Here is a 14,032-nt window from a genome sequence, read left to right on the forward strand (position 1 = left end):
GTTATTTCTGGGTAGAATGTTTGCTCCTTGCGCAAGATTATCCATAATTTAAAAACCCCTAATGAACAACTAGTGTAAGTAGGTGTCCCATGAATTATTCTGGCCTGCTGGTGGCTTGCAAACCCGGATGCTTTTCGCAAGCCTTGGAAGCTGTCTCTGCGATTTCCGGTGCAGAAGTTCACCAAAAACAAGAAGAAGCCAGTCGTTTTATTGTGGTGGTCGAGGCTCCGTCGGTCACTGAAGAGACAGAAATATTTAAATCGATTTCAGCCCTTGACTCCGTTATGGATGTTTCCCTTTTGGTCCATCATTTTGAAGAATCCGCTGAAATTAATCCTCTTGATAATTTTGAAAAGTTAACCCAATAACTTTGGTTTAGGAGAGCGTATGACGACTAATTTACCCCAAGTCAAGCGTCGTGAACTTTTAAAAGCAGGTATTGCTGCTTCAGCTGCAATGACAGTTGGCATTCCTGTTTCAGAAGTAGCTAAGGCTGCCGCCGGAGCTGCTGAAAATGGAATTGTTTGGACAAAAGGCGTCTGCCGCTTCTGCGGAACCGGATGCGGTTTGTCTGTCGGCGTAAAAGATGGCCGTGTAGTTGCAACGAAAGGAGACCCTGACGCTCCTGTCAATCGAGGTCTCAACTGCATTAAAGGTTATTTCAACGCCAAGATTTTGTATGGTAAAGACAGACTTACCAAGCCCTTGCTAAGAAAGACAAACGGAAAATACGACAAGAACGGCAAGTTTGAAGCTGTCTCATGGGAAGAAGCCCTTGATGTTATGGCGGATAAATTCCTTCAGACATACAAGGCTAAAGGTCCTACTGCTGTTGCTATCCTCGGTTCCGGTCAGTACACCATCCCTGAAGCTTACGCAGCAAGCAAGTTGGTAAAGGCCGGCTGGCGCTCTAACAACTTGGACCCAAATGCCCGTCTGTGTATGGCAAGCGCAGTGGTAGGTTTCTATCAGGTATTTGGTATTGACGAACCGGCTAATAACTATTCCGATATTGAAAAATGCAACACAATGGTTTTGTGGGGCAACAATATGGCGGAAGCTCATCCGGTTTTGTGGTCTCGAGTTGCCGACAGAAAATTGACCCACGCAGCCACTAAGATTATTAACGTGACTACCTATAAGAACATGAGTTCTAACTTGGCAGACACAACAATTATCTTCAAGCCGAATACTGATCTTGCTATTCTCAACTACATCTTGAGAGAAATCGTTAATCGTGGTGCCGTTGAGCAGGATTTCGTTAATAAACACTGTATTTTCGCAACCGGTAACGTTGACATCGGGTACGGAATGCGTCCTACCGATAAATTTGCATTCCCGGCAGAAAAAGATGTTCAAAAGAAACAAAATGAGATCGTCTTAGACAAGTGGGAAGCTATTGCCCAAGGCCGCAAAGAAGGTCAGGTTGTTAAGCAAGTTCAGCAGGGCGGTAAAGCCGGCGGTCACTGGTCCATTACTTTTGAAGAATTCAAGAAGGGGCTTGAACCGTATACTCTTGATTTCGTAGCTGAGCTCTCCAAGGGAGATCCTGACGAAAGCATGGAAGACTTCAAGAAGAAATTGGTCGCCCTTGCTGATACTTACATTGATAAGGCCAACGATATTCTCAGCTTCTGGTGTATGGGAGCTAACCAACATCAAAGAGGCGTATGGGTAAACGAACAGATTTATGCCGTTCATCTTTTGCTGGCTAAGCATGCACGTCCGGGTAATGGCGCTTTCTCCTTGACAGGTCAGCCGTCTGCTTGCGGTTCGGCTCGTGAAGTTGGTACTTTCTGCCATCGTCTGCCATCTGATCTGTTGGTAGCCGCTAAACCGGCACGCGTCAAATCTGAAAAGATTTGGGGCATCCCGGAAAAGACTATCAATCCGAAAGTCGGTAGAGCCTTTATGGAAATTCTGCGCGGTATGGAAGATGATTCCGTTAATTTCGTCTGGACACAGGTTGTTAATCCGTTCCAAGCTGCTCCTAACAGCAACCACTGGTTGAAGGCAGCCCGCCATCCAAACAACTTTATTGTTGTTGCCGACGCTTATCCGACATACAGCTGCCGCTATGCAGACTTGATTCTCCCTGCCGCTATGATCTTCGAGAAATGGGGCTTGTACGGCAACGCAGAAAGACGTACACAAGGCTGGCAGCAAATGGCAACTCCTCCGGGAGAAGCAAGAACCGACTTGTGGATGATGATGGAATTTGCTAAGCGCATCAAACTGAAAGATGTGTGGGGCGAACAGTCAGTTCCCGGTTTGAAGGTAGAAGGTTACGAAGACGGCAAGCTTCCGAGCGTTTTGGATGAAGCTCAGAAGATGGGCTACACACCTGAAACGACTCTTTATGAAGTGTTGTATGCCCGTAAGTCCAATACTAACGTTGCATGGCCTGATCCTGCCTTTGTCTGCAAGATTAACAGTACAGCGGCTCCGTCTAAACTTAACTGGTTCCCGGAAAAGGCTTTGTTCTCTGAATATCGCCAATTCACTTTGGGCGACGGTCACGACCTTGCGGATTTCGATACATATCTCAACTCCAAGACACGAGGTTTGATGTGGCCTGTTGTGAACGGAAAAGAAACACCGTATCGCTTTAATCAGGACTTCGACCCGTATGTTAAGGAAGGCGGATATGCTTTCTACGGCAAGCTCTTTAAAGCTATCCCGACTGGCAACCTTTGGGGCATCACAGATCCGAAGCCGGTTCCGTTGCCCAATAAAGCAAAAATTTTCTACCGTCCGTATGCAGCCCCGGTTGAACAACCGGATGCCAACTACGACTTGTGGCTTTGCACAGGTCGAATCCTTGAACATTGGCATACAGGTTCTATGACCATGAGAGTTCCTGAACTCTACAGAGCTCAGCCAAACGCTTTTGTTTACATGAACCCAGACGATGCTGCTAAGCGCGGCCTTAAGAACGGCGATGTGGCAACAGTTGAAAGCAGACGCGGAAAGATCAATGCGATCGTCCAGACAAATCAGCGCAACTTCATGCCTAAGGGTTCTTCTTGGCTCGCTTTCTTTGACGAAAAGGTTCAAACCAACCAGGTAGTTATCGACGCAACTGACCCGATTTCTGAAGAACCTGACTTCAAGAAATCTGCAGTCAAGATTTATAAGGCTCAATAACCATAGTATGCGGAGCCGAAAGGCTCCGTCCAAAGCATGACTGAGAAAAAGACATCAAGAAGAGATTTCGTTACTCGTTCCGTTCAGCTTGGAGCTGCAGGAGTAGGTGCAGGTCTGCTATGGAATCTTTTTCTTCAACAAAGTGCCCAAGCCAGAGGATTCATTCCGAGACCTCCGGGAGCACTCGAAGGCAAGGATTTTGATACAGCCTGCACCAAATGCGGTTTGTGCGTCAGAGCGTGTCCTTATGAAACTCTCAAACTGGCCAAGTTTGGTGATATCGCCGCGCCTGGGACTCCTTACTTTGAACCAAGAGAAATTCCGTGCTATATGTGCAGAGACCTTCCTTGTGTCAAAGCTTGTCCTTCAGGAGCGTTGGATCCGGATCTGACGGATATTACGAAAGCAAAGATGGGAATTGCTGCGATTGACCACAGCACATGTCTTTCTTGGCAAGGCCTGAGATGCGAAATCTGTTATCGCGATTGCCCTGAACAAAACAAGGCAATCATTATCGATACGCAGCCTCGTCAAATCAGTAAACACGGAATGTTTCTGCCCGTTATTCAGCCGGATCAGTGCACCGGATGTGGACTGTGCGTTCATAGCTGTCCAACTACGGTGCCCTGCATCAACATTGTTGATCCGGATAAATTCCTTGGCAGGATAGGCGATCATTATCGTCTCGGTTGGAAAGAAGCTGATGATGCCAGACCTATTCCTAACAGTCCAATGCTTGGAGAAGGCCCGACACACGAGCTTCCTCCAGGAGGATTGGATTATTTGAATTCGGAGGGGCCTAATGGCAAATAGGGAAATTAGACATTTGCCGCCTCCCAAGAACTTGAAGGAGCGGCTGTTCAGACTGCGGTATACCATTGCAAGGCGACTAGTCCAATTTACACTTATCGCTTTGTTTATCGGAACTTTCAGACTTGGATGGAACTTGTTGGGGGTTCCTCTGTTGGAAGGGGATTTGTCTTCCTCCCGAATTCTTTCCTTAGTTCCGCTCTCTGATCCGTTTGCAGCTTTAGAGAGAGTATTGGCGCAGTATTGGCTTTCTCCGGAAACTTTGCTTGGTGCCTTCATCATTCTGGCCTTCTATGCCCTTGTCAGCGGCAGAACATTTTGTTCTTGGGTCTGTCCTATGAATTTAGTCACGGACTTCGCTTTTTGGGTTAGAGAAAAGCTGCATATTAAATCTCAGATGCTTGCTGTCCCTTCAGCAATGCGTTATGTCTTGCTTGCAGTTTGCTTGGTGTTATGTATTCTTACAGGCGAAGCCGCATTTGAAGCAGTTAGTCCCCAAGGAATTATCTGGCGCGAGATGGTCTATGGCATCGGCTATGGATTCTTAAGCGCGGTTTTCGGGATCTTTGCGCTGGATTTGGCTATCACTAAGAGAGGCTGGTGTGGACATCTTTGTCCTCTGGGCGCCTTCTGGGCACTTTGGGGACGCTTCGGACAGCTGAAGGTCAGTTATGATGACAATACTTGTACACGTTGCGGTGATTGTCTTAAAGTCTGTCCTGAACCTCAGGTGATTAACTTTAAAGAAGCCGCCGAAGTCGGAAGATTTGCTTCCGGCGAGTGTGTTAACTGCGGAAAATGTATTTCAATTTGTCCTGAAAATAGTTTGAATTTTAAGTTGCGTTTTGTACCCCAGAAAAAGACTGAAAACGCAAAAATAGGAGACATTCATGAATAAACTCTTATTAGTCCCCCTGATGGCATTAAGCTTTGCTGCTTTCGCACAAGAACCGGCCGCCGATGCCGCCATCACAGATCAATTTACTCCTCCGATGATCCCGCATCCGGTAGCGGCTTATCTTCCGATTACTCCGACAAAGAACGCATGCTTGATGTGCCATCAGATTCCGAAACCCGGAATGCAGAAGATGAAAGGTATGCCGACTCCATTGCCGCCGAGCCATGTAACAGGAGATAAGGTTAATCCGAATCGCTATGAATGCATGCTCTGCCATGCTGAAGTACTTCCTGAGAAGAAGTAATCAGTAAGTCAGTTATGCTTCCTTAATAACAAAATGCCGGTTAAATACCGGCATTTTGGCAAAGAGATGAAGACCTCAAAGCTTGATATTGTTCTCACTCACCCAAATTGCGGCTTCCACACGGGAATGAAAATTTAACTTTTTCAAAATATGCTTTACATGAACTTTTACGGTTCCGTCTGAAATATTTAATTCTCGGGCGATGAGTTTGTTGCTCAGTCCCTGAGAAACTCCCTTAAGAACCATCAGTTCCTTTTCTGTGAGACCTTGAAGAGAACGTGACGATTCGTCTCTTTTTTCTTTAAGGGCCTCTGCTAAAGCATTGGTAAGAACAGGACTTAAAACAACCTGTCCCTCGATTGCTCGATTGATATTTTCCAGGATTTCTTCAGGCTCCAGATCTTTGAGCAGGTAACCGTCAGCTCCCGTTTTAATTGCTTGCAGCAAATCGTTAGGAGAGTCAGATACGGTCAGCATTACTACTTTTATAGAAGGGTCGTGTTTTTTGATGGCTGAGAGGATTTCGATACCGCTCGTTCCTTTCATGTTCAAGTCCAAAAGTACTAAATCCGGTTCTTTAGAGGTTATGCCGGCGACAGCAGCCTCAAAGGTCCCGGCCTCCCCAATAACTTGAAAATTTGGATTCAGCTGGAGAAGCTGAACAACACCCTTACGAAAAAGCGGATGATCGTCTACAACAAAGATTTTTGTTATTTCATTTTCGGCCATGACCAATATCCGTCCTCATTAACTTATTTTCTAATTTGCAGTCCTAAATCTAAAATTAACAATCAAGCCAGTAGGAGTATTGGGCAGGAAGTTAATTTCTGCGTCTAAAGCTTTTGCTCTCTCTTCCATAATGGAAAGTCCGAAATGGCCTTTCTTTTCACGCTCAGCCGGTTGCAAACCTTTTCCATTATCAGCAATACTAACATTAATGAAATTATCGGAGTCAATGGAAAGAGAAACATTGACCTTTGATGCTCGAGAATGTTTTTCAACATTAGTTAATGCTTCTTTAAGGATATGGATTAAGTGTACCTGCTTGTTGGCATTAATTTCAAAATCGAGAAGGTCGTTCTTCAGGTTGTATTCGATCCCCGAACGCTCATGGAATTCTTCCAATAATTTATGAATAGATTGACGAATGTCCGCGGAAGTGGGTTTAAGCCGGAAGGCCGTCAGTACCTCACGGAGCTGTGTGTAAGCGGTAGAGACACCGGTTCTAAGTTCGTTTACGATTTCCTGAAGTTGCTCTTTGGGAAGTTCTTCTTTTAGCCCTAAAGAAAGGCGTGTAAGCTGAATTTTAGAAAAGGCTAAGGACTGAGCAATAGAGTCGTGAAGTTCGCGGGCAATAGTTGAACGTTCCTCGTACAGAGCAAGGCGGTAACCTTCTTCTCTTTTACGAGCATTGATTAATGCTGTCGCAAAGATTTCACTGACGCTTTCGAATAACCGGTAATCTCTAGGTTCTTCCTGTGTTTCTTCGAAATGGATCACTAGGTATCCAACGAGTCTAGAGGCATCTTTGACTTGGATTCTGAGATAGTTTCCGCTTTCTTCGGCTAATTTATTTTGATTGGCCGAGGAGAATTGAGATTTTAAGTTTTGAAGGAATTCTTTCTTAGCTTTATCGTTTAACTGCGGATAGGCAGTAGAAAGACGGTAAGAGTCCAGGTCGTCGGATACTAGGAAAAGGGCAATTCTGTTTCCATGGATGTAATGCATCAACTCTGCTAGAGCTTTAGCTAAAGTGTCCCCTTGGAGAGTGGGCGAACTGCTGAAGATACTGCGTAAGGTAAACAGCAAATTTACTGTCTTGTTTCGTTGATCCAGATCTTTGGTTTTTCGTTTAACTTCCTCTTCCAGAGATTCGTAAAGTCTGGATAAGTCTTCAATCATGTAATTAAAGCTCCCTGCTAACACTCCAAGTTCGTTTTCTTTTTTGTAATTAGAGCGAACTGTGAAGTTGCCTTTTCTGACTGCAGAGGCAACATCTGCCAGAGCTTGCAATGGGAGGAAGAATACCCTTTGGAAGTATATTAAGAAGACGGCTCCCAAGAGGGGGACCAAAATACAAGTGGCTATCAGACCAATTCGAAGCCAAGTCATTTGTACAGCCAGACTTTGTTCAATATCAAAAACAAACTTGTCGACTTTAGAGACAAAAGATGGCACATAGTTAAGAAACTTGGCTTCTGTTGACGGATTTTCAATGACTTGTTCAGCCATGGGCTTTAGCATGCCGTAAAAGTCTGAATAGATTTCGTGGTAGAGGATTCGAAGCGAGTCGTTGGGTTTGTTTGGTATAGCTTTAACCAACCCGGGGCTGTTTAGCCTTCGCTCGAACTCATTGACTGCCCTCGTAATTGCCTTAGTTCTTTGCTCCTGTTCTCTAGTGGCATATTCAGCCACGGTTAGAGCAACTACGTAGCTCTGCATTCTCAATGAGCCGGAGATGTTGATGGCGCTTCCTTTATTTGACGACTGGCCAGTCAATAAGAAAATAGAGAAAAGCGTGAATGTAATGCCAAGAGAGAAAATAAGCATTAACAGTGCAAATTGAAAGAAAAGTTTCTTTCCTTGGAGAGTCTTAAGTAAGGTCATTACACGTGAGAATTCTGAGCTGTGAGACTAATTGTAGCAACAGGGAGAAAAAAATCGCCCCAAAAAGGTGGGGCGATTTTTTTGATAGTGATCTAAAGGTTACTTAATGCCTTCAATCGGGAAGTTCTTGACAGCATTCCAAAGAGCGTCGGCCCCTTGGATGAAGTCTTCAAGTTTCATCTTTTCATGAGGATTATGAGAACCATCTTGGTTTGCCACAAAAATCATAGCGGCAGGAATTCCCAAGTTACCGAAGATAACGGAGTCATGACCTGCACCGGAAGGCAGCTTGCGTACATTGAGGCCGGCTTCACGGGCACTCTTATCCAAATGATTCATAAGGTTTTCATGGATAGCAAGCGGTTCGCTGATGATAGTCTTGTCAAATTCAAACTTAACTCCGCGTTTCTTGCCGATTTCTTCAGCTTGCTGCAATAAGAGAGCATGGAACTGTTCAAGAGTTTCACGATGAAGAGATCTGATGTCGCAGCAGAAAGTGACTTCTCCCGGAACAATGGCAATAGCTGAAGTAGCAGCAGTATGGACAACACCGATCGTGAAAACTAAGTCTTTGCCGTCTTTGAGCCAATCATCCCATAAGCAGTCCATCTTGTAAGCGAGTTCAGCCATTGCCAACACAGCATCGTGACGGAATTGCTTATCAACAGCACCTGAGTGAGCTGTTTCACCGATGCATTTGATAGTTTTATGACGGAAGTTGCCGCGAATACCTGTCACAATGCCGACTCTTGTATCGGAAGAATCGAGAGTAGGCCCTTGTTCAATGTGAAGTTCGATGAAAGCTGCCATCTTAGCTAAATCAACGACAGGAACACCTGTAGTTAAGTCGTCCGGATTAAAACCGCAGGCCTTGATGGTTTCTTTTAATGTTTTGCCGGTGGAGCGATGCTTGAGAGCAAGGTCTTGTTCCGTGAGCTGTCCAGTCATACCCAGAGAGCCTACATAGCACTTGCCGAACCAAGAGCTTTCTTCCATTCTCATCATGAGAACTGTGTAATCTCTTTCGGGAACGTAGTTGATTTCTCTCATCCAGCGAGCAACAGTCAAAGCAGCGACTACTCCTGCCAGCCCGTCATAGTTGCCGCCTTGTGGTACGGAATCCACATGTGAGCCGCTGACAAGGGCGGGGAGGTTACGATTTTTACCCGGAATGGTCATCCAAACATTTCCGGCTTTATCGGTAGAAATTTCAAGATTAAGTTCGTTTCCGATTTTCTTAAAATATTCGAGAACCTGGGTTTCTACGGGAGAGTAGCCCTGACGGGATACGCCTTGACCATCTTTTGACATCTCGCGGATGTCGTCGAAGCATTTTTTAGCAAATTCTGATGATTTTTTTTGGAATTCAGAAGGCATTTTTAAGATTCTCCTTGGATTAAATCTGTTTATTTTAGAAGAACGAGACAGATGAAAATTAAATAACTATTCAAAAAAAATTGTAAATTACAGGGTTAGTACGGTTTACTAGATATTACAAGATGTGAAATAGTAAGGCATTCTCCGGAAGAGAATATCTTACGGGGATTACAAAAATTAGCTAGTTTGAAAGGTGTTATTCATGTCATTAACCGCTTGGATAGCAGTAGCTGTGGTTATCGTCACGGTCTATTGCTTAATTAAACGCTATGAGACCCGCTTGGTTCTCTTCACGGCAGGTTTGTTCCTTTGCTGCATTTCCATGAAGCCGATGATGGCTCTGGACCAGTTCGCAAAGAGCATGACAACTGCAACTCTTATCATGGCAATCTGCGGATCAATGGGGTTCGCATATGTCGTGACTCACACACAGTGTGATAAGCATTTAGTTTCTCTGTTAGCCGCTCCTCTGAAGAAAATTGGTATTCTTTTAATTCCAGCCGCTACAGCTGTTACTTTCTTCGTTAACATTGCACTTCCTTCAGCAGCCGGCTGTGCCGCTGCCGTAGGCGCAACTTTGATTCCTGTGATGATCCGCTCCGGTATCCGTCCAGCCGCTGCAGGCGCAGCTATTCTGATGGGTACTTATGGTTCCTGCTTGTCTCCAGGTATGAGCCATAATAACTTCGTAGCTAAGATCTCCAACATGGACGTTATGGACGTTATCGGTCTCCACACACCATTCACATTGATCATGATGGCTATCGGCCTTGTTGGTATCACAATCGTCTGCTTAGTCTTGCGCGATAACAAGCCAAGTCAAGAAGAACTTGATGCCTACTATGCTCAGGCTGGTCAGGCCGGCGAAATCGGTCGCATCAACATCCTCAAGGCTCTTGCTCCGCTTGTCCCATTGTGCATTTTGGTTGCCGGCAACCAATGGTTCCCAGCCATCAAGATGGGCGTGGCACAGGCCATGGTCTGCGGTGCTATCTACACATTGGCAGTCAGCTGGACAAATCCACAACAATTCTCCAAAGAATTCTTTAAAGGAATGGGTTCAGGTTACGGTTCTGTGATGGGTATCATCATTGCGGCCGGTGTCTTTGCTGCTGGCTTGAGAGCTGCCGGTTTGGTCGATGCATTCGTCGCAGGTCTTAAGGCTTCTAACGAAATTGCCCGTTGGGGCGGTTCTTTAGGACCATTCATCCTCGCTGTTATTACTGGCTCCGGCGACGCTGCTACATTCGCCTTCAATGAAGCTGTTACACCTCACGCTGCTGATTTTGGTATGCAGGTTCCTAACCTCGGTGCTTTGGCTCTTATCTCTGGATCTTTGGGCAGAACAATGTCCCCGATCGCTGGTGTTGTGATCGTTGTTTCCGGTCTTGCTATGGTTCAGCCGATGCAATTGGTTAAGAGGACATTTATCCCAATGATTATTGCCGTGTTCACACTGGCATTGATTATGGTTTAATTCTTTGCTACCGAAAAAAAAAGGTCCTTTGGGACCTTTTTTAATGGGAATTTGTAAAAGATTGCTAGAAAAATTCCCAATAAAACGCTATGATCCAATAATTAATACAAACCCTAAAGAGGAGACACAATGTCAGATTATTCATCCCAGCTGATCGAACAAAGAAGAATTTTGCACCAATGGCCGGAAGAAGGGTGGACAGAGTTCTGGACTACTGCATACATTGTCGAGAAGCTGCGCAGTTTTGGATATGAAGTTCTTCTTGGAACAAAAATTATTAACCCAGAGCAAGTTTTCGGCAGAAATGTTGAATTAGTTGAAGAAGGTAAGAAAAACGCTTTGGCCCGTGGAGTTTCCGAAGAATTAATCGCGGAAATGGAAGGCTACACAGGTGCAGTAGGTTTGTTGGATACAGGTAAAGAAGGTCCTACAACGGCATTCCGTTTCGATATCGATTGTGTCTGCGTTCAGGAAACAGCAAATGCTGATCACAAGCCGAATAAAGAAGGGTTCCGCAGCCAGCACAACGGCTTTATGCATGCTTGCGGCCACGATACCCATACTTCTATTGGTCTGACATTGGCAAAATGGATTGCCGATCACAAGGACGAACTTAAAGGCAAATTCAAAATTGTTTTCCAACCTGCAGAAGAAGGTGTTCGCGGTGCTTCCGCTATCGCCGGCTCCGGTATTCTTGATGATGCCAATTATTTATTCGGCAGCCACATCTCCTTCATGGCTGACAGCGGTGAAATCGTCGTAGCCCCTTACGGTTTGCTCTGCACATCTAAATTTGACGTTAAATTTACAGGAAAACCGGCTCACGCAGGTAAAGAGCCAAATGCAGGCCGTAATGCTTTAGCAGCAGCTTGCAATGCTGTTGTACAAATGATGGGAATTCCACGTCACGGCGGCGGCATGACACGTATTAACGTCGGTACTCTCCGAGCCGGTGAAGGCCGTAACGTTATTCCTACACATGCTCATATGGCTCTAGAAGTTCGTGGCGAAACAAGCTCTATCAACGACTACATGACAGAACAAGTTATGAACATCGTTGAAGGTATTTCCAAAGGCTTTGACGTCACATATGAAGTATCTCAGATGGGCGCAGCCGTTGACTTTACGAACGACAAGGAATGCAGCGACATCATTGAAAATGTAGCTAAGACAGTTCCTAGCGTTAATAAGATTATTCCGGACGGCAATTTCGGCGGTTCTGAAGACTATTCTGTTTTAGGCAGAAGAGTACAGGCCAACGGAGGTAAGGCAGCATTCTTCATCTGCGGTGCTGACAGAGCAGCAGGCCACCATCAAGGAACCTTTGATATCGACGAAAATGCTTTGCAAACAGCATTTGATATGTACAAAGGCATTGTTGAAAAAGTAAATAAGTAAGCTGAATAGTTAGCTGAAATAGGCTGCTGAGGCTCGGATTGTTCGAGTTAAAGCAGCCTTAAATTTTTGCTTAAAAGAAGCGTTCTGGCGAAGGTTTGAGAGGAATGACTTAAGAGAGTACCAAATCCAATAATTTACCAATGGTGCAAAATCCAGTAATTTACGGGTGGCAATTCACAATTTCGAACAACCGTTACAGTAAGAGTGGTTTGTTGGCATAAACGGTTTCTCATCGGATAACTCCTTCAAATTAAATTGCGCAGACTTAATACCCATTTTTGAAGGCAAAAAAAAGAGGCTGGATAACCAGCCCCCTACGATATCTATATTACTTGTTAGTGAGAGATACCTTTGAGTCTCTCAGGCCACCAAGATGGATACGGCTGAGTCTGAGGTGTCTGGAGATAGCCAGGAACAAAGTGTGTCTTACCAAGTTCAGCTGCTTCCTTACCTGCATTGTAGTAACCCATGATTGTGAAGCTTCCGAGAGCAATCATGAAAATGATCAAGCCGATTGTAATCTTGCGGAGGAGAACGCGTGTAGCGTTGGAAGGACCGCACCACTTCATGCAGAGACGATACAAACCGATCATGCCGTGAACTTCAGTAACGATGAGGAACAGGTAAACAACCCACAACCAGGAATTGTAAACTTCGAGGCCGGAACCGTAAGGTCCGATTTCGCCCGGATTCATGAGCATTGGGAGCATGTGCGGGAAAACCAAAGCTGTAAGAACAACACCAGTCAAGAACTGGAACCACCACCAAGTTGTATCTCCGTGGCGGAGAAGTTTAACGTGGCCGCGCATAGTGCGGAGGGCTTTGTAGTTGGATGGGAATTTGCGAAGGGCAGTGATAGCGTGGATAACTACCAATACGAAAATAACTCCAACAAACAAGGAGTGCATCCAGAGGTGATCAACACCGTCAATAAAGTAGCCGCCTGTCAAGGAAACTAAGTTCCAGAAGGTGTCTTTACCAAGAAGGATGGAGCTTGTGAAAGCCATGTGGCAGAAGAGGAACAAACCAAGAATCAAGCCTGTTCCGCTCTGAAGCACGTCAACCCATGCGTATGCATGAGACTTGTGCTGAGTTTCTGTCAGATCAACACCGTCAATAATAGTTTTGGCGGTTGGAGTGACCTTATATAAATGGGAGATGTCCTTAAAATCGTCGGCCATAGTAAAACCTTAGTTCAATTAATAAAGCAATTTAACTGAGAAGGATCTTGCTCTTTAATCTTTCTTTAAGGAATAAAAAAATATCGAAAGAAAACGAGTTTCCTTCGATATTTTGAAAATTAAGTAAAAATTTAAGGGTTTTATCCTATTTATATCTATTTATGCACCTATTTGGTGCCAAATATTCTATCTCCGGCATCACCTAAACCTGGAATAATGTAGGCATCCTCATTCAAATGATCGTCAAGCGAGGCGACAAAAACTTTGATATCGGGATGTTTTTCTTGGAATGTCTGGACTCCCTCAGGAGCTGCAACCAAGGCTACGAAAACAATATCTTTTGCTTTAACACCGCGTTTGAGAAGAACATCTACTGCTGCAACTGCAGAGTATCCGGTGGCAAGCATCGGATCGACAACCAGGATCTTTCTATTCTTCAAATTGGAAGGGAGCTTAACTAAATATTCAACAGGACGATGGTCAGGCCCGCGGTACATTCCGATATGGCCGATACGCGCAGACGGCATTAAATCCAAAAGTCCGTCACTCATACCAAGGCCGGCTCTGAGAACCGGAACGATAACAAGTTTTTTACCGGAAAGATAATTTGTCTTGCATTTGCACAAAGGAGTCTCAATTTCACGAGTTTCTAACGGAAGATCTCGGGTTACTTCATAACCTAAAAGGTAAGATATTTCTCGAAGAAGCTGTCTGAAGGTATTAGATGGTGTACCTTTTTGACGCATTGTGCTGAGTTTATGTTGGATGAGTGGATGATCGACTATATAAAGGTTAGGAAATCTCGGATCTGTCTTCATTTAGAACTCCCATAA

General features: G+C 44.9%; 12 protein-coding genes. 7 read left to right on the forward strand and 5 right to left on the reverse strand.

What is annotated here, in order from left to right:
* Positions 1–89: 89 nt before the first annotated feature.
* Genes ADH67_RS04480 through ADH67_RS04500 form a run of 5 tightly spaced genes read left to right on the forward strand, consistent with a single transcriptional unit; the run spans position 90 to position 5,159 of the window.
* Complete coding sequence (locus tag ADH67_RS04480; RefSeq protein ID WP_066593847.1) at positions 90–368, forward strand: chaperone NapD; 279 nt, start codon at positions 90–92, stop codon at positions 366–368.
* Between the two features lie 19 nt (positions 369–387).
* The gene (napA, locus tag ADH67_RS04485) at positions 388–3,147 is read left to right on the forward strand and encodes a nitrate reductase catalytic subunit NapA (protein WP_066593845.1); all 2,760 of its coding nucleotides are present in this window, start codon (positions 388–390) and stop codon (positions 3,145–3,147) included.
* Between the two features lie 36 nt (positions 3,148–3,183).
* The gene (napG, locus tag ADH67_RS04490; RefSeq protein ID WP_066593844.1) at positions 3,184–3,960 is read left to right on the forward strand and encodes a ferredoxin-type protein NapG; all 777 of its coding nucleotides are present in this window, start codon (positions 3,184–3,186) and stop codon (positions 3,958–3,960) included.
* On the forward strand, positions 3,950–4,855 hold the full coding sequence (gene napH, locus ADH67_RS04495; RefSeq protein ID WP_066593842.1) for a quinol dehydrogenase ferredoxin subunit NapH: 906 nt from the start codon (positions 3,950–3,952) through the stop codon (positions 4,853–4,855). Before napG ends, napH begins: the two co-directional genes overlap by 11 nt.
* Positions 4,848–5,159, forward strand: coding sequence for a nitrate reductase cytochrome c-type subunit (locus ADH67_RS04500; RefSeq protein WP_066593840.1), 312 nt, complete (start codon positions 4,848–4,850; stop codon positions 5,157–5,159). Before napH ends, ADH67_RS04500 begins: the two co-directional genes overlap by 8 nt.
* A gap of 75 nt (positions 5,160–5,234) precedes the next feature.
* Here ADH67_RS04500 and narL read toward each other — a convergent pair whose 3' ends face one another.
* From narL to ADH67_RS04515, 3 genes are all read right to left on the reverse strand, one after another.
* Entirely contained in the window at positions 5,235–5,888 is a 654-nt protein-coding gene (narL, locus tag ADH67_RS04505; RefSeq protein WP_066593838.1) for a two-component system response regulator NarL, read from the reverse strand.
* A 30-nt stretch (positions 5,889–5,918) separates the two neighbouring features.
* Positions 5,919–7,709, reverse strand: a complete 1,791-nt coding sequence (locus tag ADH67_RS04510; protein WP_158212622.1) for a histidine kinase — start codon at positions 7,707–7,709, stop codon at positions 5,919–5,921.
* A gap of 156 nt (positions 7,710–7,865) precedes the next feature.
* Positions 7,866–9,143, reverse strand: a complete 1,278-nt coding sequence (locus ADH67_RS04515; protein ID WP_066593835.1) for a Zn-dependent hydrolase — start codon at positions 9,141–9,143, stop codon at positions 7,866–7,868.
* A 202-nt stretch (positions 9,144–9,345) separates the two neighbouring features.
* Between ADH67_RS04515 and dcuC the strand changes: the two genes are divergently transcribed.
* Positions 9,346–10,620, forward strand: coding sequence for a C4-dicarboxylate transporter DcuC (gene dcuC, locus ADH67_RS04520; RefSeq protein WP_066593833.1), 1,275 nt, complete (start codon positions 9,346–9,348; stop codon positions 10,618–10,620).
* Positions 10,621–10,749: 129 nt separating this feature from the next.
* Positions 10,750–12,018: an amidohydrolase gene (locus tag ADH67_RS04525; protein ID WP_066593831.1), complete on the forward strand. Its 1,269-nt coding sequence runs from the start codon at positions 10,750–10,752 to the stop codon at positions 12,016–12,018.
* A gap of 335 nt (positions 12,019–12,353) precedes the next feature.
* On the opposite strand, the gene ADH67_RS04530 is transcribed toward ADH67_RS04525, so the two are convergent.
* Positions 12,354–13,199 carry a fumarate reductase cytochrome b subunit gene (locus ADH67_RS04530; RefSeq protein WP_066593829.1) on the reverse strand — a complete coding sequence of 282 codons (846 nt, stop codon included), beginning with the start codon at positions 13,197–13,199 and terminating at the stop codon, positions 12,354–12,356.
* Between the two features lie 167 nt (positions 13,200–13,366).
* Positions 13,367–14,017 (reverse strand): uracil phosphoribosyltransferase, encoded by a 651-nt coding sequence (gene upp, locus ADH67_RS04535; RefSeq protein WP_066593827.1) that lies wholly within the window; start codon positions 14,015–14,017, stop codon positions 13,367–13,369.
* Positions 14,018–14,032: the final 15 nt, after the last annotated feature.

This window comes from Turicimonas muris (assembly GCF_002221595.1).
In the GTDB taxonomy this organism is placed as follows: Bacteria; Pseudomonadota; Gammaproteobacteria; order Burkholderiales; family Burkholderiaceae_F; genus Turicimonas; species Turicimonas muris.